The organism is Streptomyces sp. XD-27, from assembly GCF_030553055.1.
GTDB lineage: Bacteria > Actinomycetota > Actinomycetes > Streptomycetales > Streptomycetaceae > Streptomyces.
Window position 1 is genome coordinate 2,825,283 of sequence record NZ_CP130713.1, and the last position, 22,915, is coordinate 2,848,197.

The 22,915-nt window shown below is 71.4% G+C and carries 23 protein-coding genes; 3 read left to right on the forward strand and 20 right to left on the reverse strand.

Annotated elements, in window-relative coordinates:
• Positions 1 to 100: 100 nt before the first annotated feature.
• From Q3Y56_RS11840 to Q3Y56_RS11885, 10 genes are all read right to left on the reverse strand, one after another.
• The gene (locus Q3Y56_RS11840; RefSeq protein ID WP_304461909.1) at positions 101 to 862 is read right to left on the reverse strand and encodes a thioesterase II family protein; all 762 of its coding nucleotides are present in this window, start codon (positions 860 to 862) and stop codon (positions 101 to 103) included.
• 310 nt (positions 863 to 1,172) lie between these two features.
• A complete protein-coding gene (locus Q3Y56_RS11845; protein WP_304461910.1) occupies positions 1,173 to 2,930 on the reverse strand; it encodes a biotin carboxylase N-terminal domain-containing protein in 1,758 nt (585 codons plus the stop codon).
• Between the two features lie 57 nt (positions 2,931 to 2,987).
• Positions 2,988 to 3,914, reverse strand: coding sequence for an alpha/beta hydrolase (locus tag Q3Y56_RS11850; RefSeq protein ID WP_304461911.1), 927 nt, complete (start codon positions 3,912 to 3,914; stop codon positions 2,988 to 2,990).
• Positions 3,915 to 4,064: 150 nt separating this feature from the next.
• Positions 4,065 to 4,796 (reverse strand): 2-hydroxychromene-2-carboxylate isomerase, encoded by a 732-nt coding sequence (locus tag Q3Y56_RS11855; RefSeq protein WP_304461912.1) that lies wholly within the window; start codon positions 4,794 to 4,796, stop codon positions 4,065 to 4,067.
• Positions 4,797 to 4,818: 22 nt separating this feature from the next.
• Positions 4,819 to 5,562, reverse strand: a complete 744-nt coding sequence (gene fabG / locus Q3Y56_RS11860) for a 3-oxoacyl-[acyl-carrier-protein] reductase (RefSeq protein ID WP_304461913.1) — start codon at positions 5,560 to 5,562, stop codon at positions 4,819 to 4,821.
• 20 nt (positions 5,563 to 5,582) lie between these two features.
• Positions 5,583 to 6,089, reverse strand: coding sequence for a beta-hydroxyacyl-ACP dehydratase (locus Q3Y56_RS11865; RefSeq protein ID WP_304461914.1), 507 nt, complete (start codon positions 6,087 to 6,089; stop codon positions 5,583 to 5,585).
• Positions 6,086 to 6,487 carry a 3-hydroxyacyl-ACP dehydratase FabZ family protein gene (locus tag Q3Y56_RS11870; protein WP_304465560.1) on the reverse strand — a complete coding sequence of 134 codons (402 nt, stop codon included), beginning with the start codon at positions 6,485 to 6,487 and terminating at the stop codon, positions 6,086 to 6,088. Before Q3Y56_RS11870 ends, Q3Y56_RS11865 begins: the two co-directional genes overlap by 4 nt.
• Positions 6,488 to 6,489: 2 nt before the next feature.
• On the reverse strand, positions 6,490 to 6,753 hold the full coding sequence (locus tag Q3Y56_RS11875; RefSeq protein WP_304461915.1) for an acyl carrier protein: 264 nt from the start codon (positions 6,751 to 6,753) through the stop codon (positions 6,490 to 6,492).
• Between the two features lie 65 nt (positions 6,754 to 6,818).
• Entirely contained in the window at positions 6,819 to 7,937 is a 1,119-nt protein-coding gene (locus Q3Y56_RS11880) for a beta-ketoacyl synthase N-terminal-like domain-containing protein (protein WP_304461916.1), read from the reverse strand.
• A 15-nt stretch (positions 7,938 to 7,952) separates the two neighbouring features.
• Positions 7,953 to 8,747, reverse strand: a complete 795-nt coding sequence (locus Q3Y56_RS11885) for an SDR family oxidoreductase (protein WP_304461917.1) — start codon at positions 8,745 to 8,747, stop codon at positions 7,953 to 7,955.
• A 158-nt stretch (positions 8,748 to 8,905) separates the two neighbouring features.
• On the opposite strand from Q3Y56_RS11885, the gene Q3Y56_RS11890 reads away from it, so the two are divergent.
• Positions 8,906 to 10,108 (forward strand): RNA-guided endonuclease TnpB family protein, encoded by a 1,203-nt coding sequence (locus Q3Y56_RS11890; RefSeq protein WP_304465561.1) that lies wholly within the window; start codon positions 8,906 to 8,908, stop codon positions 10,106 to 10,108.
• Positions 10,109 to 10,119: 11 nt separating this feature from the next.
• Here the strand turns inward: Q3Y56_RS11890 and Q3Y56_RS11895 are convergent, their stop codons facing one another.
• The 9 genes from Q3Y56_RS11895 to Q3Y56_RS11935 form a co-directional block, all read right to left on the reverse strand.
• Positions 10,120 to 11,091 (reverse strand): beta-ketoacyl synthase N-terminal-like domain-containing protein, encoded by a 972-nt coding sequence (locus Q3Y56_RS11895; protein ID WP_304461918.1) that lies wholly within the window; start codon positions 11,089 to 11,091, stop codon positions 10,120 to 10,122.
• Positions 11,088 to 12,287 carry a beta-ketoacyl synthase gene (locus Q3Y56_RS11900; RefSeq protein WP_304461919.1) on the reverse strand — a complete coding sequence of 400 codons (1,200 nt, stop codon included), beginning with the start codon at positions 12,285 to 12,287 and terminating at the stop codon, positions 11,088 to 11,090. The genes Q3Y56_RS11895 and Q3Y56_RS11900 overlap by 4 nt, the downstream gene beginning before the upstream one ends.
• Positions 12,287 to 13,348 (reverse strand): hypothetical protein, encoded by a 1,062-nt coding sequence (locus Q3Y56_RS11905; RefSeq protein WP_304461920.1) that lies wholly within the window; start codon positions 13,346 to 13,348, stop codon positions 12,287 to 12,289. The genes Q3Y56_RS11900 and Q3Y56_RS11905 overlap by 1 nt, the downstream gene beginning before the upstream one ends.
• On the reverse strand, positions 13,348 to 14,211 hold the full coding sequence (locus Q3Y56_RS11910; RefSeq protein WP_304461921.1) for an alpha/beta fold hydrolase: 864 nt from the start codon (positions 14,209 to 14,211) through the stop codon (positions 13,348 to 13,350). Before Q3Y56_RS11910 ends, Q3Y56_RS11905 begins: the two co-directional genes overlap by 1 nt.
• Positions 14,208 to 15,353, reverse strand: coding sequence for a beta-ketoacyl synthase N-terminal-like domain-containing protein (locus Q3Y56_RS11915; RefSeq protein ID WP_304461922.1), 1,146 nt, complete (start codon positions 15,351 to 15,353; stop codon positions 14,208 to 14,210). Before Q3Y56_RS11915 ends, Q3Y56_RS11910 begins: the two co-directional genes overlap by 4 nt.
• Positions 15,350 to 16,489, reverse strand: a complete 1,140-nt coding sequence (locus tag Q3Y56_RS11920) for a beta-ketoacyl synthase (protein WP_304461923.1) — start codon at positions 16,487 to 16,489, stop codon at positions 15,350 to 15,352. The genes Q3Y56_RS11915 and Q3Y56_RS11920 overlap by 4 nt, the downstream gene beginning before the upstream one ends.
• A complete protein-coding gene (locus tag Q3Y56_RS11925; RefSeq protein ID WP_304461924.1) occupies positions 16,486 to 17,733 on the reverse strand; it encodes a beta-ketoacyl synthase in 1,248 nt (415 codons plus the stop codon). Before Q3Y56_RS11925 ends, Q3Y56_RS11920 begins: the two co-directional genes overlap by 4 nt.
• Before the next feature lie 37 nt (positions 17,734 to 17,770).
• Entirely contained in the window at positions 17,771 to 18,022 is a 252-nt protein-coding gene (locus tag Q3Y56_RS11930) for an acyl carrier protein (protein WP_304461925.1), read from the reverse strand.
• Between the two features lie 334 nt (positions 18,023 to 18,356).
• Positions 18,357 to 19,175 (reverse strand): helix-turn-helix transcriptional regulator, encoded by an 819-nt coding sequence (locus Q3Y56_RS11935; protein WP_304461926.1) that lies wholly within the window; start codon positions 19,173 to 19,175, stop codon positions 18,357 to 18,359.
• Positions 19,176 to 19,438: 263 nt separating this feature from the next.
• Here Q3Y56_RS11935 and Q3Y56_RS11940 point away from each other — a divergent pair, with 263 nt between their 5' ends.
• Complete coding sequence (locus tag Q3Y56_RS11940) at positions 19,439 to 21,013, forward strand: MFS transporter (protein WP_304461927.1); 1,575 nt, start codon at positions 19,439 to 19,441, stop codon at positions 21,011 to 21,013.
• Between the two features lie 18 nt (positions 21,014 to 21,031).
• Here the strand turns inward: Q3Y56_RS11940 and Q3Y56_RS11945 are convergent, their stop codons facing one another.
• Positions 21,032 to 21,577, reverse strand: coding sequence for a GNAT family N-acetyltransferase (locus tag Q3Y56_RS11945; RefSeq protein ID WP_304465562.1), 546 nt, complete (start codon positions 21,575 to 21,577; stop codon positions 21,032 to 21,034).
• An 83-nt stretch (positions 21,578 to 21,660) separates the two neighbouring features.
• Here Q3Y56_RS11945 and Q3Y56_RS11950 point away from each other — a divergent pair, with 83 nt between their 5' ends.
• Complete coding sequence (locus Q3Y56_RS11950) at positions 21,661 to 22,839, forward strand: helix-turn-helix domain-containing protein (RefSeq protein WP_304461928.1); 1,179 nt, start codon at positions 21,661 to 21,663, stop codon at positions 22,837 to 22,839.
• The last annotated feature ends 76 nt before the right edge of the window (positions 22,840 to 22,915 follow it).

A 22,915-nucleotide genomic window follows, 5' to 3' on the forward strand; every position in this document is an offset into this window, starting at 1 on the left:
CCCCCGAGAAAGAGAAAGCGGGGCCCGATGCCTGATGGTCGATTCAGGCGTCGGGCATGCCGCCTTGATTGCTTCGGTGGTCTGTCGTGAGCGGTCGGGACTATCGGGCGCCGGGGGCCGACATTCCGTCGGCCACGAGCTTCAGAATCTTTTCCTGGTGGTTGGCCAAAAAGAAGTGGCCGCCGGGGAACACCTGGAGGTCGAAGGCCCCGGTGGTGTGCTCACGCCATGCCCCGGCCTCGTCGAGGCTCGTGCGGGGGTCCGCGTCGCCGGTGAGGACGGTGACGGGGGCGCGGACGGTGGCGCCGGGCTCGGAGCGGTAGGTCTCGATGGCGGTGTAGTCGCCGCGGACGGCCGGGAGCACCATGCGCAGGATCTCCTCGTTGCCGAGGACCTGCGCGTCGGTGCCGCTGAGGAGCTTCATGTCCGCCACGATCCCGTCGTCGTCCCGGGTGTGCACGTTTTCGTCCCGGTAACAGGACGGCGCCCGGCGGCCGGAGGCGAAGAGGGCGACCGCGCTGAACGCCGGGTCCTGTTCCAGACGGCGGATCACCTCGAAGGCGATGGCCGCGCCCATGCTGTGCCCGAAGAACGCGGTGGGCAGGTCCAGCCAGGGCTTGATCTCCGCGGCGATGACGTCCGCGTATTCGTGGATGTTCTCGATCCGCGGGTCCATGTGCCGGTCCTGCCGCCCCGGGTACTGCACCGAAAGGACGTCGATCGCCGGAGAAAGCTCCCGGGACATCGGGAAATAGAACGGCGCGGAACCGCCCGCGTGCGGCAGGCAGACCAGCCGGAGCCGACTCTCCTCGGACGGGTGGAATCGGCGCACCCACGTGCTGCTCTCTCGCTGCTCACCCATGATGCCGACGGCCATTCCTTAGGTTTCTCGTATGGGCACTGTCCTGCTCGCGTGGTCAGACATCTGGAGCACGACGTTCCTGACAAGAGTCATGTCTAGCATGGCACTTGACGTAGGGGGTACCCCTACGTTTAGAAAGCCACCCCGAGGGCAGGGAAGGGGCGCCTCCTTGGAACCTTCACATGCTCGATTTCGTCGACTCGGCCTCGAACAATTGGTCGTCAAAGATTAAATTTTCGATATTCATGACCATGGTAGGCCCCCGGAAACCCTGCGCATTCCGGGGGTTACTGGTGGTTCAGGTCGAAGCTCAGTCCTTGATCTCGCAGATGACGGCGCCGGAGGTGAGGGAGGCGCCGACTTCGGCGGTCAGGCCCTTGATGGTGCCCGCGCGGTGGGCATTGAGGGGCTGTTCCATCTTCATCGCTTCCAGGACGACGACGAGGTCGCCTTCTGCGACCTGCTGGCCTTCCTCGACCGCGACCTTCACGATCGTGCCCTGCATCGGGGAGGCCAACGCGTCTCCGGACACGGCCGAGCCGGTCTTCTTCGCCGCCTTCCGCTTCGGCTTACGCGCACCCCCACCACCGCCGGCGCCGACCGTGGCCACGCCCAGGGAGGCGGGGAGGGAGACCTCCAGACGCTTGCCGCCGACCTCGACGACGACCGTCTCACGACCCGCCTCGTCCTCCGCCTCGGCATCCACAGCAGAAGCAAACGGCTTGATCTCGTTGACGAACTCCGTCTCGATCCACCGCGTGTGGACCGTGAACGGATCAGCGGTGAACGCCGGGTCGGTGACGACGGCCTGGTGGAACGGGATCGCCGTCGCCATGCCCTCCACGCGGAACTCCGCCAGGGCGCGGGCCGCCCGCTGCAGTGCCTGCTCGCGGGTGGCGCCGGTGACGATCAGCTTCGCCAGGAGGGAGTCCCACGCCGGGCCGATCACACTCCCGGACTCCACACCCGCGTCCAGCCGCACACCCGGACCCGACGGCGGGGCGAAGGCCGTCACCGTGCCGGGGGCGGGCAGGAAACCCCGGCCCGGGTCCTCACCGTTGATACGGAACTCGAAACTGTGCCCCCGCACCACCGGATCGCCATAGCCCAGTTCCTCACCATCGGCGATGCGGAACATCTCGCGGACCAGGTCGATGCCGGTGACCTCTTCGGTGACCGGGTGCTCGACCTGCAGGCGGGTGTTGACCTCGAGGAAGGAGATCGTGCCGTCCGCGCCGACGAGGAACTCCACGGTGCCCGCACCCACATACCCGGCCTCCTTGAGGATGGCCTTCGACGCGGCATACAGCTCGGCGTTCTGCTCCACGGACAGGAACGGGGCCGGGGCCTCCTCCACCAGCTTTTGATGCCGGCGCTGGAGGGAGCAGTCACGGGTGGAGACCACCACCACGTTGCCGTGACTGTCGGCCAGGCACTGGGTCTCCACATGGCGGGGCTTGTCCAGATACCGCTCGACGAAGCACTCGCCCCGGCCGAACGCCGCAACGGCCTCGCGGACGGCGGAGTCGTACAGCTCGGGGACCTCTTCCAGGGTGCGGGCGACCTTCAACCCGCGCCCGCCGCCACCGAACGCCGCCTTGATCGCGATCGGCAGACCATGCTCCTCCGCGAACGCCACCACCTCCTGCGCACCGGAGACCGGGTCGGGGGTGCCCGCGACCAGCGGGGCACCGGCACGCTGCGCGATATGACGAGCAGCGACCTTGTCACCCAGATCCCGGATCGCCTGCGGCGGCGGACCGATCCAGATCAGACCCGCATCCAGCACCGCCTGCGCGAACTCCGCGTTCTCCGACAGGAACCCATACCCGGGATGGACCGCGTCCGCCCCCGCGTCCTTCGCCGCCGAGAGGACCTTGCCCATGTCCAGATAGCTGGTGGCCGGGGTGTCACCACCCAGCGCGTAGGCCTCATCAGCCGCGCGCACATGCACAGCGTCCCGATCCGGATCGGCGTACACGGCAACGCTCGCGATCCCGGCATCCCGGCACGCCCGGGCAACGCGGACAGCGATTTCGCCACGATTGGCGATGAGCACCTTACGCATGCGCTCTCTTCCCTTTTCCCGAAGAACCGCCCTTCGCGGGCGGTCAGTTGCTCGAAATTACCCCAGACTCCGCTTGAGGAAATCCAGGACGACGTTCGCATACGACTCAGGGTCGGTCTCCAGGCCGAGCAGGTGCTCGGCGCGCGGCAGCACATGGGTCTCGGCCTGCGGAAAGCGCTCGGCGAGCGCGTCCACGGACGACGGCGGTACGACGGCGTCCCGCTCCCCCGACATGAACAGCAGCGGCACCTGGGCGAGCGTGCCGGTCACCGGCGGCGGCCACTGGGCGCCGGTCATCGCCGTGCCCAGCGCGGACAGCACCCCGGTCACCACCTCCCGGGAGGGCCCGGTGCGCAGCGGTCCCGGCATCGGCAGCAGGTCCGCCTCCAGGAACTTGCGGAACAGCGGCGGCACATCGTGCCCCGGCCCGCTGTCGCAGACCAGCGCGTCCACCGAGAACCCCTTGTGGGTGAGCGCCCAGAGCGAGCTGAACCCGGAGAAGGAGAAGCCGTAGACGGCGACGCGGGCGGCCCCGTAGCCGCGCGCCCCGCGCAGGTGGGCGACGACCGCGGTGAGGTCGCTGGCGAAGCGGTCGGCGAGGCCGAGACACGAGGGGTCCTGGCTGCTGGCCCCGTGGTTGCGGTGGTCGAACAGGCAGACCGTGTAGCCCGCGTCGTGCAGGAACTTGGCGTGCCCCAGGCTGCGTGACTTGTCGGTGCCCATGCTGTGGCCGAGGACCACCACCCGGTCCTCGGCCCCGGGACACAGCCAGGCGTGGACGTACTTGCCGGCGCGGAAGGGGATCCTCAGCTCGGTGCCGGGCAGTCCGTAGTCGCGCGGGTGGGCGAGCCGCCGCCCCTTGCGGCGGGGGTGGAACGCGAGGTATGCCAGTGCCGCTCCGTACAGGGGCGCTATCGGCAGGGCCGCCGTCGACAGCACCCGGCTCCTGAGCGTGGTACGCCTGGCCGGTTCCGACTCGGGCATCTGCGTCCTCCGTGAGGTGAAGGGCGTACGGGCAGGCGTGTCCAACCCGTCGGCGGTCCCCCCGGACAGCGTCGTCCGGGGATGGGGAGACCGGAGTCCGGGGGCGGAGCCCCGGGTCCACCGGACACGGCCCGAGCGGCGGGCGCGGGGTCAGCCGCAGCCCCCTTCGTGGCCCTGGTCACCGGACCGGGCCGCCACGAAGTCCGCTCCGGGCCGGGACGGCCCGGCCGACGGGGGTGCCGGCGCACGCCGCCCGCCGCGGGCGCGTACCGCCGCCACGAACGCCGGCAGTCGGTCCACGCCCCAGAACTTGTCGTAACCATACGTGAAAAAGGGGACACCAAAGGCGCCGTCGCGGGCGATCGCGAGGAGCGCGGGCAGTCCCTCCCGCTCCCGCAACTCCTCGTCGTCGGCGGCGCCGGTCATCCTCGCGACCGGCAGGGCGAGGTCTTCGGCGATCTGTGCCACGGTCTCCCGGGCGCAAATGTCGCGACCCTCCAGCCAGCGCGCCCGGTAGACGCGCTCGATGTACTCCGGGCCCCTGCCCTCGGCCAGCGCGACGAAATACGCCAGATGCGGGACCTCCCACAGCGGGTTGTCGTCGACCGGCCAGGTGACCGGAAGGCCTCGGTCCCGGGTCAGCCGCCGCACGTCCTGGAGGATGTACAGGTGCTTCTCCCGGGACATGGCGGCGTAGGGGAAGTGCCCGCCCGCTTCGCTGACGCGGCGTTCGTTCCGCTCGTCGGGCTCCCACCAGGGGCGCCACTCCACCGCCCGAGCCACGTCCGGATGGTGGACCGTCAGGTCGTGGTGGGCGAGCCAGGAGTACGGACTACGGAAGTTGAAATAGAAACGGGGCACTTTGGTGCGTCTGCCGGCCACGGCCGCCTCCCTCAGCTGACGGTCAGATGACGATGCCGCCGTCGACCTGGAACACCGCGCCGGTGACGTAGTCGGCGCGGACCAGGTACGCGACCATGTCGGCGACCTCTTCCGGGCGGCCGAAGCGGCGCAGCGGAATGCTCTTCTCCGCCTGTTTCCTGACCCCGTCGGACAGGCCGGCCGTCATGTCCGTCTCGATGAAGCCCGGTGCGACGACGTTGGCCCGGATGTTGTAGCGGCCGACCTCCTTGGCGAGGGACTTGGTGAAGCCGATGATCCCGGCCTTGGACGCGGCGTAGTTGGTCTGCGTCGCGTTGCCGTGGACCCCGGCCACCGAGGAGACGGTGACGACGCAGCCGGACTTGCGCTTCATCATCTCGAAGACCACGGACCGGCAGACGTGGTACGTGCCGTCGAGGTTGACGTCGAGGACCTCGTGCCACTCCTCGTCCCGCATCAGCACCAGCGGGTTGTCGCGGGTGATCCCGGCGCAGACCACGGCGACGTCGATGTCCCCCAACTGCTCCTGGGTGAAGGCGACCAGCTCGCGTACCGAGTCGGCGTCGGAGACGTCGGCCTGGCGGCCGACCACCCGGCCGGCGCCCAGCTCGGCCGCCTCCTTCTCCAGCGCGCGGGCGGCGTCCGGGTCGGCCCGGTAGCAGAACGCCACGTCGAAGCCGTCCTGGGCCAGCCGCAGCACGGTGGCGCGGCCGATGCCGCGCGAACCGCCGGAGACCAGCGCGACCCGCCTGGTGGTGTCGGACATTTACTCGCTCTTCCCTTCCGTTACTTCCGCGGCTCGCCCGGGGCGGGTTCGGCCCCGGTGAGCTCCGACGCCGGGCGCATGGCCATCGTGGCGCGCTCGATCCGCAGGACGACCTCGCCGCCGACGACGCTCTCTCCTTCGAAGATGACGGCGTCGCCGACCGCACGGCTGAGCCGTACCCGGTGCTCCACGACGTCGCCGGGCCACACGGGGCGGACGAACTCCGCGTCGGAGAGGCCGGCGAAGAGCATCACCTGGCCGCCGAGCACGTCCGGGTTGGGCTTCTCGCACGTCACCAGGACACCGGCCGCCTGGCACCAGGACTCGACCAGCAGCACCGACGGGTACGCGTACGCGGCGTCGGGCGCCTCGTCGGCGAGCTCGGCGTACCAGGGCTCGTTGGCGGTGACGGCCTTCCATGCGGTCACCCGCTCGTTCGGCACCAGTTCGGTCACCCGGTCCACGAGCAGCATGGGATGGCGGTGCGGCACCAGCCGCTTGATGCCGGCGACGGTGAGCGGGGTCATCGGTCCTCCCGGGGTGCGAAGCGCAGCCTGACCTGGGCGGACCGGCCGCGTTCGGTGGACACGGCGGCCCGGCACCGCCAGGCGTCGCCGTCCTCCGCCCGCGCCCAGGTGAGTTCGGTGGTGAGGGTGTCGCCGGGGAGGACCGGGCTGAGGAAGCGGGTGCTCTCGATCGCCGCCAGGGTCCAGCGGTCGCCCGGCTCCGGCAGGGTGGCCAGGGCGCTGAGCCGGGCGTACTCGATGACGCAGACGCCGGGGAAGATCGGGAATCCGGGGTAGTGCCCGGCGAAGACCCGCTCCGCCGGATCGACGAGCACGACGGTCCTCGCGGGCCCGCCGGTGGCGCCCGGGTCGGTGACCTCGGGCGTGCCGTCGACGGGCCCGCAGCCGCGCGCGGGCATGGTCACCGCCCCTGCTTCGCCAGCTTCGCGGCGATCAGGTCGTGGGCCGCGCGCAGGCAGGTGATCTTCTTCAGCTCACGCTCGCCCAGCTTGATGGAGTACTTCTTCTCCAGCTCGACCATGACCTCCAGGGCCATGAGGGAGTCGACGCCCAGGTCGTCGACGAAGTGGGCGTCTTCGGTGACCTCCTCCTCTTCCACGTCGAGCACGTCGGCGATGAGGGTGCGCAGCTCGTCGAGGTCGAGGGTGGCGGCGGTGTCGGACACGGTGTCTCCTTCTGTCGCGGTTCTCGTGCGGTGGGGTGGGGTGGGGTCTGTCTGCCGCCGGGCCGTCAGCGGGTCCGCAGCAGGGCGGCGCCGACGACGCCGTCCCGGTCGACCGAGGTGACCAGGGCGAGGCTGCCGGGCTCGGCGCCGCCGCGCTCGCAGAGGGCGAGCACGGCGGCGACCTGGAACGCCGCCGACGCGGCGTGGGTGTCCCCGATGGCGTCGGCGGTCGCGATCCGCCGCGGCCGGTGCTCCCCCAGCACGTCGGCCAGCGCGCCCTGTTCAGCCTGTCCTTCGGCGCCCGGTGGCCGGGCGTCGGCGACCGCCCACACGTCGCCGGGGGCCGTGCCCGTACGGTCCAGCAGGCGCCGTAGGACGTCGGCGAGGGCGGCGCGGGCCTGGCCGGGGCCGGGCGCGAAGCCGAACTCCAGGCCCGCGACCTCGGCCAGCCCGGTCCGGCCGTGCGCCGCGGCGGTCCCGGCGGGCTCCAGCAGCCATACGGCCGCCCCCTCGCCGAGCACCGCGGGGTCCTCGCCCACGCCCCGGGCGTGCCAGTCCAGCCAGGCGCGGGCGGCGGAGAACTCCTCGACCGCGCCGCACAGCACCGTGTCCGCGCGGCCGGCCCGCCGCAGGCGCAGCGCGTACCGCAGGGCGAGCAGCCCGGTGGCGCGGCCGCCGGCGATGGTGGTGTTGGGACCCTTGAGCCGGTGCCAGATGGCGGACTGCCCGGCGGCGCAGTTCATGACGGTGTTGGGGAACCGGGCCGGGTCGACGAAGAACGGCTTCTCGCCGACCAGGGAGTCGCGGGTGAAGTCCATGATGCTCTGGGCGCTGCCGGTGCTGGTGCCCAGCGCCAGTCCGGTGTCCTCGCCGACCCCGGCGAGCCGGGCGGGCTCCCCGTCGGCGGGGTGGTCGGTGAGCAGGTCGCGCAGCGCGGTGACGGCGAGCCCGGTGGCCCGGTCCATGGAGCGGGTGCCCTTGCGGCCCAGGGTCTCCCGGAGGGAGAAGTCCGGGACCAGGCAGCCGTACGGGTGGGGCACGGCCCAGGTCGCGGGGTCCAGCGGCACCCGGGTGGCGCGGCCCGAGGCCAGTCCGGCGGCGAAGTCGTCCCTGGTCGGGCCCCAGGGCGACACGGCGGCCCAGGCGGTGATCAGCGGGGCGCCCGCGGTGGTGGCGGAAACCATGGTCGCGTGCGCTCCTCAGCCGGTCAGGATCTCGCCGCCGTCGACGCCGATCACGTTGCCGGTGATCCACGAGGACTCGGTGCGGGACAGCAGGACGACGGCCTCGGCGACGTCCTCGGGGCGGGTGAGCCGCCGGTGCGGGTTGGTGTCCGCGGCGTACGCGATGAGCCGCTCGCTCTCCGGGATGCGCTCCAGCGACGGGGTGACGGTGACCCCGGCGCGCAGCGCGTTGACCGCGATCCCGGTGGGGGCGAGTTCCAGGGCGAGCTGGCGTACGTGGGACTCCAGGGCGCACTTGGCGGCGGAGACCGCGCCGTAGTTGGCGGTCACCTTGACGTCGCCCGCGCTGGTCATCGCGTAGATCTTGGCGCCTTTGCGGAGCAGGCCGGCGCCGAACAGGTCCTGTGTCCAGTACACGAGCGAGTGGGCCATGACGTCGAGGGTCATGGTCATCTGACGGGAGGTCAGCCCGGGGGTGTCGTCGGCGGGCAGGAACGGCACCAGGGTGCCGAAAGCCAGCGAGTGCATGAGGATCCTGACGCCCTTCTCCCCGGTCAGCTCGGCGATCCGCGGCACGAGTTCGTCGCGGGTGCGGGGGGAGGCGGCGTTGGCGTTGAAGAAGTGGGCCTGTACGCCGCCGGAGCGGATCTCCTCCTGGGCGACGGCGGCCTTCTCCTGGCCTTCGGCGGTGTCGAAGTGCACGCCGACGACGTTGACTCCCGCGCGTCCCAGCTCGCGGGCGGTCGCCAGTCCCATTCCGCTGGAGGCGCCCAGGATCAGGGCCCAGGAGCCTTCCAGAGAGGCGATCATCGGTAACCTCCGTGGATGCTGCGCCCTTTAGGGCGGAGGGGAAACGGACTCCTGCGGAGGAGAGCAAGGAGCGGGGCTTCGCCGTCAAGGCGAAGGACCGTGCTCTGACCCGCAGGTTTGGTCTTTAGCTGTGGTCGCATTAGCTTGTGAGCGTGACCATGACGTGCGTGAAGCGGGCGTATCGGTACCGCTTCTATCCGACCGATGCGCAGGCGGCAGAGCTGTCGCGCACGTTCGGATGCGTACGCAAGGTCTACAACATGGCGCTCGCCGCCCGCACGGAGGCGTGGGCGCGGCAGGAGCGGGTCAACTACAACGCCACCTCCGCAATGCTGACGGCGTGGAAGAAGACCGAGGAACTGGCCTACCTCAACGAGGTCTCCTCGGTCCCGCTCCAGCAGGCCTTGCGTCACCTCCAAGTGGCGTTTACCAACTTCTTCGGCAAGCGGGCGAAGTATCCGCGTTTCAAGTCGCGGAAGAAGTCGAGGAAGTCCGCCGAGTACACCACGTCCGCGTTCCGCTTCCGTGACGGCAGGCTGACCCTTGCCAAGATGACGGACCCGCTGGACATCGTGTGGTCCCGGTCTCTCCCCGAGGGTGCGAAGCCTTCCACGGTGACCGTGTCCCAGGACAGTGCGGGCCGCTGGTTCGTCTCGATGCTGTGCGAGGACCCCGGCATCAAACCACTCCCAGCCACGGATGCAGCGGTCGGTATTGACGTGGGCCTGGACCATCTCCTGACGCTCTCCACTGGAGAGAAGATCGCCAACCCCCGGCACGAGCGGCGCGACCGGGCTCGCCTTGCCCTGGCCCAGCGCCGCCTCGCGAAGAAGGACAAGGGTTCGGCGAACCGGGCCAAGGCGCGGCGCAAGGTCGCCAAGATCCATGCCCGCATCGCCGACCGGCGGCGCGACGCGTTGCACAAACTGACCACTCGGCTCGTGCGTGAGAACCAAACGCTCGTAATCGAGGACCTGACCGTGCGCAACATGGTCAAGAACCGGACCCTGGCCCGCGCCATCTCGGACGCGTCCTGGTCGGAGTTCCGGGGCATGCTGGAGTACAAGGCCGCCTGGTACGGGCGGGAAGTGATCGCGGTGGACCGCTTCTTCCCCTCCTCCAAGCTGTGCTCCCACTGCGGCACCTTGGCTGACAAGTTGCCGCTCCACGTCCGCACTTGGACGTGCGACTGCGGCACGACCCACGACCGGGACGTGAACGCGGCGAAGAACCTTCTGGCTGCCGGACGGGCAGTGTCGGCCTGTGGAGCCGGTGTAAGACCTCAACGGAGAACTCCGGGCGGGCAGTCGGCAACGAAGCAGGAAACCCACGGGGCGACCCGTGGAGTCTCCCGCCTTTAGGCGAGAGAACGTCAACGTTCTGCTCTCCTCATCTTGTGGTCGGTGTCGCGCTCGGTGTCCGGGCCGCCCGGGGTGACCAGGCAGACCGCGACGTTGCCCTCGGCCGCCGCGGTGACGACGGCGGACGGGCGGCGCTCAGCGGCTTCTCCGCCCGCGCGCAGCGCGGCGGCCACGCGCAGCACCGGTTCCAGGCAGCCCGCGCGCGCGGGGACGTGGGTCGTGCCGTCGCCGAGCGCGGTGGCGACGGCCCGGCCGACGGGTGAGTCGTCGAGGACGGCGGTGGCGGCCAGGCCGGTGTCGAGGCCGTGGCCGAGCTCCTTGAGGGCGCTGTCGAGCAGCTCCCGCGCGAGCGCCGGGTCGTGGGCGGCCCGCGGCGGCAGGAAGAACGAGCGCGCCGCGACCCGGCCGTACGCCGTGCCGCCCCGGGCCGCGACCGCGGCGGCCGGCTCCAGCACCAGGGCCACGGCCCCCGCCTCGGACGCCGCCGCGCCCGGCGCGGTGGGCGGCAGCGCCTCCTCGGTGGCCCCGGCCAGCAGCCAGTCGGCGCGGCCCAGCGCCACGCAGCGCTGCCCGGTGCGCAGCGCGTCGAAGCCCGCGACGCGCGGGCCGACGAGAGTGATGTTGAAGCCTTTGAGGGCGTACTCGGTGGCCGGTCTGCTGCCGAAGAGGTTGATGGAGAAGTACGGCGCGAGGGCCGGGCTCAGGTCCGCCGCGCTGGTCTGGAGCACCGTACGGTCCATGCGGTCGTGGAGCGCCTCGGCCGCGCTGTTGGTGCCCACGGCGGCGCCGCGCAGCTCGGGGTCCACGGCTTCCAGGCTGTCCTGGCCTGCCGATTCGAGGGCGCGCTTGGCGGCGGCGAGGAAGTACTGGGTGGCGGTGGGCAGGTACTTGTAGCCGCGTCGGCCCAGGGCGGTGCGGTAGTCGAAGCCCTCCGCGTCGACGACGCCGACGCCGGTGACCACCAGGTCGCGGTCAGCGCTCACAGGGTGGCCTCTTTCAGTACGAGGGACACGTTGTTGCCGCCGAAGGCGTAGGCGTTGACCAGGCCGTAGGGGCCGGTCGGCGCGGTGGGCCCGGTCGGCAGGCGCACGGCGCAGTCGGGGTCCCGCTCGCCCAGCGGCACGTTCGGCGGGACCGACCCGCGGTGCAGGATGAGCGCCGCCGTCGCGACGGCGAGCGCGGCCGCGGCCCCGCCGGTGTGGCCCAGCAGCGCCTTGAGGCTGTAGACGGGGGTGTCGCGGGCGGCGGCACCGAGCACGGTGTTGAGCACCCGGCTCTCGACGGTGTCGTTCAGCTCGGTGCCGGTGCCGTGCGGCACCACGAACCCGATGCCGCCGCCGTCGTCCGGTGCGCCCGCCTCGCGCAGCGCCTGCCGCATGGCCCGTTCGATCTGCTCGCCGCCGGGCTCGGGCGCTGTGGTGTGGTACGCGTCGCAGCTCCAGCCGGTGCCCGCCAGCGTGGCGTACGCCTTGGTGGCGCCCCGCTCGCGGGCGTGCGCGGCGGACTCCAGGACCAGCACCGCGGCGCCCTCGCCGAACATGGTGCCCTGGCGCGCGGCGTCGAAGGGGCGGCAACGCTCGGGGTCGATCGCGCCGAGCCGGTTGAAGCAGGCGAGCGCGACCCGGGAGTACGCCTCGGAGCCGCCTGCGACGACCACGTCGGCCTCGCCGCAGCGGATGAGGTCGGCGGCCAGGGAGAGCCCGAAGCCGCCGGCCGCGCAGGCGTTGCTGACGCTGACGTTGGCACCCTGGGCGCCGAGCAGGCCGCCGACCACGGAGGACACCGCGAAGGTGGGCGTCCAGCGGTCGCCCTCGGCGGCGCCGGCCGAGCGCCACTGGTCGTGCAGCCCGGAGTCGCCCATGGCGGTGGCGATGGCCACCGCCACCCGCCGCGGATCGGTGTCCCCCGGCAGGGTCAGCCCCGCGTCGGCGACCGCCTGGCGGGCCGCCTCCAGGGCGAACTGGGAGGCGCGCCCGAGCAGCAGGCCGTCCTGCTCCCGCGGGCCGGCGGGCAGGTCGGCCTCCGGCACCATGTAGAGCAGCGGGTGGTCCATGCGCGCGTCCGGGTCGGGCACCCGCCCGGGCGCGCTGCGGGCCGCGTTCATGCCCTCCCAGTACGTGTCGGCGCCGGAGCCCAGGCAGGAGAGCACGCCCAGTCCGGTGACCAGTACGTCGTCCATCAGGCGTCGACCGGCTTCCCGTCGAGGGCGTCCAGGACCTTCTGGTCGAAGGGCACCAGGCGCCAGTCCCGGCGGTCGGCGATCTCCGCGTAGCCGTGCGTGATGGTGCCGGTCTGCACCAGGTGGAACGAGCCGTTCCGGATGACGTAGTTGTCCATGCGGGAGGTGTACGTGAGGTCCTTGAAGACCTCCTCCACGGTGTAGACCGTGTACAGGTCCTCCTCCATCAGCGCCTCGTCGACGACGCGGACCTGGGAGCGCGGGACGACGGGGATCCAGCGCCGCTCGTCCAGCAGGGTCTTGATGGAGATGCCGCGGGCCGCGACGAAGCGGTCCTTGGCCTCCTCCATCAGCCGCAGGTAGCCCGACAGTTGGAGGCGCTCGGTGAAGTGGCAGTAGGGGTAGGAGACGGTCCACTTCCAGGCGTGGGCGTTGCGGCCGCGCGTGAGCGCCGCGAGCACCGCCTCCTCGTCGCCGCCCGCCGCCAGCGCCGCGGTGGCGGCCGCGGCGGACTCCGGGGCCGGGTCGGCGACCGGCGGCAGGTCGGCGCCGAGCCGCTCGACCGCGAACGGCCGGAGGTCGGCCGGGACCTCGGCGGCCGCCGGCAGGTAGGTGTCGACGCGCAGCGCCAGGCGGACCGTGGAGGTGACGGCCTTCACGGTCGCGCCGTCGCGGTCGACGCGGAGGGTCACCTTGAAGGTGAGCGCCTGCTCCTCGCCCTTCTCGCCGTTCTCGCCCTTCTCGCGCTTTCCGCGCTTTCCGCGCTTTCCGCGCACCGGCTCCACGGTGGCCTCGGCCTCGTCGTCCAGGTGCAGGGCGTGCAGGATGCGGGTGTCCAGGCGTACGAAGTCGACGCCCAGGCCGTGCTCCTCGTACAGCTGCCGGGCGGAGAGCCCGGACTCCTTGAGATGGATCAGGACGGCTTCCTCGACGAGGTAGTTGACGTGCTTGAAGCCGATCCAGGTGCAGATGTTGACGCCCTCGTAGCGGGGCCGCATGCGCACCACGGTGGCATCGCTGAGCAGGGACTTGGTGAGCGTCGGCGCGACGGCGGCAGTCATCAGTCGTACTCCATGGCGGGAAGGTCGGCGGAATCTGCGGAGGGGCCGCGGCCCGGTGCGGGCCGGGCGGGGCTGAGGGTGCGGAGGAAGCCGTTGACCGCGTCCGCGAACTCGGCCGCGCGCTCCACCATCGTGAAGTGGCCGACGTCCGGCAGGATCCGGGCCGTGGCGTCGGGCAGCGCCCCTGCCAGCGTCCGGGCGTCGCGGGGGAAGGCCGCGATGTCCGTCTCGCCGCCGAGGATCAGGAACGGCAGGAGCAGCCGCTCGACCGGCAGCCGCGGGGTGTCGAGGTACGTGTCGAAGAACCGCATCCAGCCGTAGGGCCCGATCCGGTCCCGGAGCACGCGGGCCATCTCCTCCTGGACGGCCGGGGCCAGCCGGCCGCGGGAACTGACCCGCAGCCCGTCGGCGATGACGTCCTGGAAGCGGTTGAGGTAGTACGCGATCGCGTCCCAGTCGAAGTGCTCCTGCCGGGGGCGGTAGAACGGGGAGACCAGCACGGCGCCGCGCGGGACACCGCTGTCCGCCGGGTCCCGCCGGCTCAGCCAGGCCAGCGCCGCGTTGCCGCCGAAGGAGTGGCCGATCACGACGTCGGGGGCGTGGGGCAGTCGGGCGACGGCCTGCTCCACCCAGTCCTCGACAGGGCGGTCGGCCCAGCCGCGGACGCCGTAGCCGCGCCAGGGCAGTTCGGCCGTCCACAGCTCGCAGACCGGGTCGGCGCGCTCGGCGAAGGGCTCCCAGACGGCGGCGCTGCCGGCCAGCCCGTGCAGGAGCAGGACCCGCAGCGGGATGCCTTCGGTCCGGGCGGCGCGGGCGCGGCGTACCACCACGGGCTGTGCGGGCTCGGTGTCCACGACGCTCACGACGCTCCGTACGGATGGAGCCAGAGTCCGGCGACGCCGTCGGCGGCGTCGTCTCCGGCGGTGATCAGGGCCCGGCCGCGGGCGCCGCGGGCTTCCGCCGCGGTCATCCAGGCGGTCGCGGCGGCGCACTGCAGGACGCCGAGGGCGCCGGAGGACCGGCCGAAGGCGCGGCTGACGTCGTGCCGGGGGACGGTGTCGGGCACGGGCGCGGGGCCGGTGGCGCGGCCGGTTTCGGGTACGGGCCCGTCTCCGGGCGCCGGTCCAACTCCAGGGGCAGGACCGCCCCCGGACACGCGGTCGCCCCCGCCCACCCGGCCGCCGCCCGCCGACTCGTACCGTTCCGGCGTGAACCAGATCCCGGGGCTCTCGCCACCGCCGCCGCCCTCGGCGAGCAGGGCGTCGACGCAGGCGCGCAGGCCCGCTCGGCGCTCGTAGGCGCCCAGTACGGCGGCCGGGACGGCGCCGCGCTCGCGGGCGGCGCCGGCGCTCTCCAGGACCAGCGCGACCGCGCCGTCCAGGAGTTCGTCCGCACCGTGGCCGGTCAGCTCCTGGACGATGTCGTTGCGGGTCTCGACGCCGATGACGAGGGCATGGCGGATCCGGCCCGCCGCGACCAGGTTGGCGCCCCAGTGCACCGCGTCCAGGCCGGACGCGGGCCCGTTGCACAGCAGGGTGTTGGGTCCACGCAGCCCGAAGCGGATGGCGACGGTCGAGGCGACGACGTTGCCGGAGGCGTTGGGCAGGTCCATCGGGCTGATGGCGGTGACGCCCTGCTCGCCGATGGCGGCGGCGGTCCGGCACACCGTGTCGAGGTTGCCGAGGTTGGAGCTGGCGACGACGCCGACGGTGCCGCCGGGTACGGCCAACTCCTCGCCGTCCGCGGGGATCAGCCCCGCGTCCCGCAGTCCGCCGACCGCGGCGCACAGCGCCAGCCGGGTCGCGCGGTCCTTGTAGCGGTGGCCGCGGCGGCCGATGACGGCGGTGGTGTCGTACGTGTCGGTGCCGACCGGGGTGGCGCGCAGCAGCTCCGCGGGGTGCGCGGCGCCGGGCAGGGCGAGCCCGACGCCGGTGACGACGATCTCCGGGGCGCTCCTGACGGCGGTCGCCTCGGCGCTCCCGACAGCAGCCCCCGCGGCGCTCAACGCCCCGTCCTCTCCACGATGGCGACCGCGTTGACGCCGCCGAAGCCGAACGCGTCGATCTGCGCGACGCCGATGTCCGCGCCCTCGACCCGGCCGGTGGCGAACCGGAATCCGGCGGCCTCGTCGACCGGGTCGGTCAGGCCCACGGTGGGCGGCACCCGGCCCGAGTCCATGGCCCGCAGGGCGACGATCAGGCTGACCAGCCCGGCGCTGCCGGAGGTGTGTCCGGTCATGGACTTGATGGCGGTCATCAGCGGGGCGGTGACGTCCGCGCCGAAGACCTCGGCGATGGCGGTGGCCTCGGCCTCGTCGTTCAGCAGCGTGCCGGTGCCGTGCAGCAGCACCAGGTCGATGTCCCCGGGCTTGACGCCCGCCTGGCGCTGGGCGTCGCGGACCGCTTCGGCGATCCCCTCGGGGTCGGGGGCGGTGACGTGGCGCGCGTCGCAGTTCATGCTGACGGCGCGCAGTCTGCCCAGGGCGCCCCGGGCCGCCCCGGGCGTCTCGCGGCGCAGCACCACGGCGGCCGCCCCGTCGCCCATCAGCACGCCGCGGCGGTCGCGGTCGAAGGGCTGGACGCGCTCGGGCGGGTCCATGTGCACGCGGTCCAGCAGCCCGTACATGCTCTCGGTGAGCGTGTCGACGCCCGCCGCGATCACGCGTTCCTCGGCGCCGGAGGCGATCAGGTCGGAGGCCATGGCGAGGGCGTACAGGGACGCGGAGCAGGCGCCGGAGAAGGTGTAGGTGCGGGCGGCGCCGAACCGTTCCCGCAGGGCGGTGCCGAAGTGCAGCCGGTCGAGGCCGAAGTCGGCGCCGTCGCGGTGGGCGAGTTCGATCGAGCGCAGTTCGCGCAGGCCGGTTCCGATCAGGATCGGTACGTCGCTGAGGTCGTCGCCGAGGCCGGCCTGGGCGGCGGCCTGTTCGACGGCGCGCAGCAGCCAGGCGGTGGCGCGGCCGGGGATGTCGCCGTCGCCGGGCCGGTCGTCGATCTCGTAGGCGTTGCGGGTCCGGTACCGGGTGCGGTCGAAGCCGCGCAGTCCGGCCAGCCCGGTGGTGCCCGCGCACAGCGCGTCGAAGATCTCGTCGACGCCGTCGCCGACGCTCACCACGGCACCGGCGCCGGTGATCAGCCGGCTCATGCGGTCGCCCTCGCGGGCTCCGGCTCGTAACGGCCGAAGACGACGACGGCGTTGTTGCCGCCGAAGGCCAGGCCGTTGTTCTGGACGACTTTCAGGTCCGCGTCGACGGCGTGGTTCGGTACGCAGTCCAGGCCGCACTCCGGGTCGGTGCGGACGTGGTTGACGGTGGGCGGGATGAAGCCCTCGCTGAGCGCCAGCGCGCAGCCGATGGAGGCCAGCGCGCTGGCGGCGCCCATGCTGTGGCCGAGCATCGACTTGAGGGAGACGGTGCGCGGCGGGGCCTGGTCGCCGAAGACCTGGCGGATCGCACCGGCCTCGGTGACGTCGTTGGCCTTGGTGCCGGTGCCGTGGGCGGAGATGAAGTCGACCTCGGCGGGCGCGACGCCGGCGTCGTCCAGGGCCAGCCGCATGCAGCGGGCGACGCTGTCCTGGTGGGGGGCGACGGGGTGGGAGGCGTCGCAGTTCAGTCCGTAGCCGAGGACCTCGGCGTAGATCCGGGCGCCGCGGGCGAGGGCGGACTCCAGCGACTCCATGAGCAGCACGCCCGCGCCCTCGCCGGTGAGGATGCCCTTGCGGTCGGCGTCGAAGGGCTGGCAGCGCTCGGGGGCGATGGTGCCCAGCCGGTAGAAGCCGGTGAAGGTCTTGCGGCACAGGGCGTCGGCGCCGCCGCACAGGGCGTACGCCACGTCCCCGGCGCGGATCGCGTCGAGCCCGTACCCGATGGCGTAGTTGCCGGCCGCGCACGCGGTGGGCAGGGTGACCGCCTCGACCCGGCGCAGGCCGAACTCCTGGGCGATCGCGGCCGAGAGCCGGCCCGCGGGGACCCGGCGGGCGACGACGGGGTCCATCTGCTCGGGACCCTGCCGTACGGAGACCTCGGTGAGGTGGTCGAGGTCGCGCGACTCGCCGTCGGTGGTGCCGATGGAGACGAGGCAGGCGGAGTCCCGCAGCTCCTGGTCGCAGAGTCCGGCGTCGGCCACCGCCATGCGTGCGGCCGCGACCGAGAACTGGCTCGCGCGGCCGAGGGTGCGGACATCGAGGTGCTGAATCCACCGGTCGGGATCGAAATCCGCGATCTCGCATCCGATGGCGTGCTCGAAGCCTTCGGTGTCGAATGCGGTGATGGGTTTCGCGGCGGATTTACCGGCCCGCAGTCCGATAAGGAAGTCCGCGGTGCCCACGCCGATGCCGGACACCGTTCCGAGTCCCGTGATCACGACTCTGCGGGGCGTCGTCTCTCGCATGGCTGCCCTGTCTCCTGGGAGTGCGGCCGGTCGCCGATTACCAGCCGGCCGCTTCGGCGACGACCTCGTAGACTCCCCTGAGGTTGACCATACGTCCCAGTTCAGACTGATTGATCACGACATTGAACTCCTTCTCCAGCGCCGCCAGGATTTCGATGGCGCGGAGCGAGTCGGCGTCGTGCTCCTCCTTGAAGAGGCTGGTGTCCGTGACCTCATCGGCCTCGATCTCAAGGATGTCTATGACGATTTCCCTGATGATTTCCTGGCGCTCTTCGACGATGGCGGTCATATGCCGCGCACCTCCATACTTTCGTCATGAACCAAGCGGGGGGAGTCTCCGACGAACGGCCATGACGCTAGGCGGCGGGCAATGGCCGCTACAAGGTGTGAGTCCACTACCTGTCACGCCCCTTGACGGGGTCACGGAGCGTTGACTCAGAGTGTCAGGGACCTGCATGGAAGTGATGCGGCTCACTCACGGCTCACTCGCGAACCCGCTCACGACTCACTCGCGAACTCACCCACTCGCGAACCCGCTCACGACTCACTCGCGAACTCACCCACTCGCGAACCCGCTCACGGCCCACTCGCGAACTCACCCACTCGCGAGTTCATTCACGAACTCACTCGCCGTCCGGCTCCATCAGGCCGCTGTGTACGGCGCGTACGCCGGCCTGGAACCGCGATTCCACCTTGAGGTCACGCATGATGTCGGCGACGTATCGGCGGTAGGTGCGCACGGAAAGGCCCAGTTTCCGGGCGGCGGCGTCGTCCTTGTACCCGTTGGCCATGAGCGTGAGCACTTCCCGCAATACGCGGCCGCGGGCGCCGCCCTCGAAGGACAGGGGCCGGGTGGGACGCTGGGCGGTGGCCCACACGCCGTCGAGCAGGTGGTGCAGCATGTCGGCGACGGTGGAGTTCTGGATCATCGAGGCCGGTGAGGCCTGGGAGCCGCTCGGCTCGCCCGAGGTGGCGTCGGGCACCATGACGGCGGCGGCGTCGACGACGACGAGTTCCCGGCGGACCGCCCGGGAGACCCGTACCTCTGCTTCCTGGCGTAACGCGCCGACGGTACGGGCCCACAGCGCGCCGCGGATCACCGGCGGCGGGCAGAGCATCCGGGTGCGCACGCCCTTGGCCGCGAGGTGCGTCAGCGTCTGCGCGATGAGCTTGCCGTGGGCTTCCGAGGCGATCTCGGGCAGGCTCCACACGACGTCCCGCTCGGCCCGCAGCACCAGCCGGGCCACCCAGCCCGCGACCGCCTCGCCGTCCACCGGCAGGTCCGCGGCCACGGAGGCGAGGGTGCTGCGGCGGTGGTGGTGGACCGCGGACTCCAGCAGCACCAGGGCCTGGCCGAGGGCGGCTTCGAGGTTGTCGACGGGATCCTGGCCGACCGGCGCACCCGATCCCTCACCGTTGGGCCTGGAATCACCTGGTTGCATTCCGAAATGGCTCAAAGGGCACCCCCCGTTGCCTTTGCAGAACAGCGATCAGCCCCCGCCAACGCCAATGCACCATAACCAGCACGCGTGCTTGCAGGCAAGGAAGATCAGAATCTTCGGGGCAGTTCGCGACAGGCCGGGACGTTTCCATGAAGTCGCCCCCGCTCCCCTGACTGGCGGTAACTTCTCGTTGCGCCAGCAAGCCATCACTTGTCGTACGACACGGACCGCACCGCCCGTGGTCCCCGAAAGGCGCTGCACACATGGCCGCTCAGCACACCGCGCCCTCCTCCGCCGACACTCCCGCCGATTCCTCCGGGTCCCCCACCGGCCGCCAATGGCTCGCGCTTTCGGTGCTGGTTCTGGCGCAACTGGCCGTTTGGCTGGATAACACCGTCCTCAACGTGGCGCTGAAAACCCTCGCCGATCCGGACGAGGGGCTCGGCGCCAGCCCCAACCAGCTTCAGTGGAGCATCAGTTCCTACACGCTGGTCTTCGCGGTGCTGCTGTTCACCGGCGGCGTGCTCGCCGACCGCTACGGCCACCGCACCCTGCTGCTCACCGGCATGCTCGGCTTCGGCGCCGCCTCGGCGTGGGCCGCCTACGCCGGTTCCGCGACCGAACTCATCGTCGCGCGCGGGGCGATGGGGGTCGGCAGCGCCCTGATCATGCCCGCCACCCTGGCCCTGATAGCCCAGGTCTTCGACGAACGGCACCGCGCCACCGCCATCGCCATCTGGTCCGGCTCCAGCGGGCTGGCCATCGCCACGGGGCCGATGCTCGGCGGCGCGCTGCTCGACCACTTCTGGTGGGGCTCGGTCTTCCTGGTCAACGTCCCCATCGTCGTCCTCTGCCTGGCCGGATCGCTGGCCTTCCTGCCCGGGACCGCCGCCAAGGTCCGGCAGAAGTTCGACCCGCTGGGCGTCCTGCTGTCCACCGCCGGCCTGTTCGCCATCGTCTGGGGCATCATCGAGGGCGGCCACCGCAACGACTGGACCGATCCGGCCATCCTCATATCCCTGTCCGGCGGAGCACTGCTGATAGCCGTCTTCGTCATCGTGGAACTCCGCGTCCCCAACCCCAGCTTCGACGTACGGCTGTTCCGCAACACCCGCTTCACCGGCGCCAGCGTCGCCGTCATGCTCGTCTTCTTCGGCCTCAACGGCTGCATGTACTACACGACGTTCTATCTCCAGGGCGTCCACGACCAGTCCCCCCTCACCTGCGGACTCACCCTCGCCCCCATAGCCGCCGGCGTCCTGCTGGGCGCCCCGTTCTCGGCCGTACTCGTCAAGCGGTTCGGTATCCGTCCCGTCGTCACCACCGCCATGCTCATCGCCGCCACCGGCTTCTGCGGCTACGTCTTCCTCGACGAGCACAGCGGACTCCCGCTCTTCTGGCTCTTCGTGGTCCTGCAGGGCCTCGGCATGGGCGCCGCCGTCGCCCCCACCACCGAGGCCATCATGTCCGTCCTCCCCGCCGACCGCACCGGCGCGGGCTCCGCCGTCAACAACTCCCTGCGCCAGGTCGGCGGCGTCCTCGGCGTGGCCGTCCTGGGCTCCGTCCTCACCACCGTCTACCGCGACAAGATCACCCCGAAGCTGACCGACCTCCCCCCGCAGGCCGCCGACACGGCCCGCGAATCCGCCGAGTCCACCCGCCTCGTCGCCCACCACCAGGGCCTGCCCCGCCTGTCCGCCTTCGCCGACTCCGCGTTCATCGACGCCATGCACGTCGCGGCGGTCGTGGGCTCGGCCGTCTCGGCGGCGGGCGCGGCGATCATCTGGACCACGTACCGCCGGCATGGGACCGACGGACACGACGCGGCCCGCGACTAGGGTGCCCCGCGACCGCCGTCACGACGGCTGCGGCGTGTCGTACTCGGACCTGGTGATCGCGCGGACCCGGACCGGTCGCCCGCAGGCGGGATCCACCAGCTCGCGCTCCAAGCGCATCCCCAGTTTGCCCATGATGCGCTCGGAGGCCCCGTGACCGATCTGGGCGATACTCACGATCTTCTCCAGCCCGCGATCGTGGAATCCGAAGCGCACCGCGGCGGAGGCGGCCTCGCTTGCCAGCCCTCTGCCCCAGAAGGCCCGCCCCAGCCGCCACCCCACCTCGACCGCCGGCAGCACCTCGGGCAGGAAGTGGGGCACTGACAAGCCGGTGAATCCGGCCAGCCGGCCGGTTGCCCGGATCTCCACCGCGAACAACCCGAAGCCCTCCGCCTCCCATTCCCGCTCCATCGCCTCGACGCCGGCACGGGTCTGCTCCTCATCCCGGGTCGAGCCGTCCCCGATCCAGCGCATCACTTCGGGGTCGGCGTTGATGGCCGTCAGCGGCGCGATGTCTTCGTCTCGCCAGCGCCGCAGCAGCAGGCGGGGCGTCTGAACCATGACCATTCGGCCATAGTCACGCAAGGCTAGGCAGCACACCAGCCCTGCTTTTGCCTGCTGCAGTGTGCCTCCAGGCGTACGCTCATGGCATGGGTGCCAACGTTGGGGAGCGGCTCCGGGAGATCCGTAAGCGCCGGGGCCTGACACAGCGTGAACTGGCCAGCGAGTCGGGCGTCTCTTTGTCCCTGATCCGCAAGTTGGAGCAGGGAGAGCGTGAGGACACGCGGCTGGAAACCGTGCGCCGGCTGGCGTCGGCTCTGCACGTGCCGACCACTCACCTCATGGCCTTGTCTCGTGACGAGAATGGGGACAGCAGTGCGGATGACCAGTGGGAACCTGTACGCCGTGCACTCCTGACGCCCGTATCGGCTGACGGCTTGGACGAGCCACCGACCGCAGCGGGGCTGCGCCAGGCACTGGACTCCGCGTTGCCGCTGTTCTCCGGTGACCGCTTCGCCGAATTGAGTGTGATCCTTCCTCCGCTCCTGCGAGACGCAGACGCCCTGGCACAGAACGATCTCGAGGGGCGGAGCGTCCGCGCACGGATCTTGCAGCTCAGTGGCTGGCTGTTGACCCAGACACGCCAGTTCGAGGCGGCGCAGGTCGCCCTTGACCGCTCTCTCGATGCGCCCACCGACCGTCTGCACAGCGCGACGACGGTGAGCACCATGTGCTGGCTCCTGCTCCGGCGTGGCCGACTCACCGAGGCCCGCGACCTGGCCACTCGTTGGGCCGACGAAGTCGAGCCCCGTCTCTCCCGCGCCACACCTGCGGAGCTGAGCGCATGGGGCTGGTTGCTGCTGCGCATGTCCGCTGCCGCCGTACGGGACAACCTCCCCGGCGAGGCGGAGGACGCCATCCGGCTGGCGCACTCCGCCGCAGTCGCCATGGGACGGGAGTACGCGCCGGAAGGCGACTTCCTCAGAGCATTCGGCCCCGTGACGGTGGCTCTCAAGCGAACCGAGAACGCGATGGTCGTCGACCGCCCCGACCTCGTGCTCAAGCTGGCAGCCAAGGTCCCTACAGAGGGCCTTCGCCCCACATCGAACAACCGCAATCGACACCTCTTGGACGTGGCCAACGCCCACACCCGCACCCGTCAATATGCGGAGGCTGTCGACGTACTGTCAGGCATCCGTGCCACCGCGCCCCAGTGGCTTCCCAACCAGCGCTACGCCCGGGACATCGTGAGCACGATCATCGCCCGACGCCGGACCCTCACACCCGAGATGCGCATCCTCGCCGACGCGGTTGGCGTGCCGATGTGACCCTGTGTGGCACTTCTTGACGATCATCAACTGAACTGCCATTGCTGCTGGTTGGCGATAATCCGTAGTGTCATTT

Bases quoted from the DNA above. Each gene is read 5' to 3' on its own strand.
- Q3Y56_RS11880 (WP_304461916.1), bottom strand. From the start codon at position 7,937: ATGGTTTCCGCCACCACCGCGGGCGCCCCGCTGATCACCGCCTGGGCC.
- fabG (WP_304461913.1), bottom strand. From the start codon at position 5,562: ATGTCCGACACCACCAGGCGGGTCGCGCTGGTCTCCGGCGGTTCGCGC.
- Q3Y56_RS11940 (WP_304461927.1), top strand. From the start codon at position 19,439: ATGGCCGCTCAGCACACCGCGCCCTCCTCCGCCGACACTCCCGCCGAT.
- Q3Y56_RS11925 (WP_304461924.1), bottom strand. From the start codon at position 17,733: ATGCGAGAGACGACGCCCCGCAGAGTCGTGATCACGGGACTCGGAACG.
- Q3Y56_RS11890 (WP_304465561.1), top strand. From the start codon at position 8,906: ATGACGTGCGTGAAGCGGGCGTATCGGTACCGCTTCTATCCGACCGAT.
- Q3Y56_RS11935 (WP_304461926.1), bottom strand. From the start codon at position 19,175: ATGCAACCAGGTGATTCCAGGCCCAACGGTGAGGGATCGGGTGCGCCG.
- Q3Y56_RS11850 (WP_304461911.1), bottom strand. From the start codon at position 3,914: ATGCCCGAGTCGGAACCGGCCAGGCGTACCACGCTCAGGAGCCGGGTG.
- Q3Y56_RS11845 (WP_304461910.1), bottom strand. From the start codon at position 2,930: ATGCGTAAGGTGCTCATCGCCAATCGTGGCGAAATCGCTGTCCGCGTT.
- Q3Y56_RS11905 (WP_304461920.1), bottom strand. From the start codon at position 13,348: ATGACTGCCGCCGTCGCGCCGACGCTCACCAAGTCCCTGCTCAGCGAT.
- Q3Y56_RS11945 (WP_304465562.1), bottom strand. From the start codon at position 21,577: ATGGTCATGGTTCAGACGCCCCGCCTGCTGCTGCGGCGCTGGCGAGAC.
- Q3Y56_RS11950 (WP_304461928.1), top strand. From the start codon at position 21,661: ATGGGTGCCAACGTTGGGGAGCGGCTCCGGGAGATCCGTAAGCGCCGG.
- Q3Y56_RS11865 (WP_304461914.1), bottom strand. From the start codon at position 6,089: ATGACCCCGCTCACCGTCGCCGGCATCAAGCGGCTGGTGCCGCACCGC.
- Q3Y56_RS11900 (WP_304461919.1), bottom strand. From the start codon at position 12,287: ATGGACGACGTACTGGTCACCGGACTGGGCGTGCTCTCCTGCCTGGGC.
- Q3Y56_RS11840 (WP_304461909.1), bottom strand. From the start codon at position 862: ATGGGTGAGCAGCGAGAGAGCAGCACGTGGGTGCGCCGATTCCACCCG.
- Q3Y56_RS11920 (WP_304461923.1), bottom strand. From the start codon at position 16,489: ATGAGCCGGCTGATCACCGGCGCCGGTGCCGTGGTGAGCGTCGGCGAC.
- Q3Y56_RS11885 (WP_304461917.1), bottom strand. From the start codon at position 8,747: ATGATCGCCTCTCTGGAAGGCTCCTGGGCCCTGATCCTGGGCGCCTCC.
- Q3Y56_RS11870 (WP_304465560.1), bottom strand. From the start codon at position 6,487: ATGCCCGCGCGCGGCTGCGGGCCCGTCGACGGCACGCCCGAGGTCACC.
- Q3Y56_RS11930 (WP_304461925.1), bottom strand. From the start codon at position 18,022: ATGACCGCCATCGTCGAAGAGCGCCAGGAAATCATCAGGGAAATCGTC.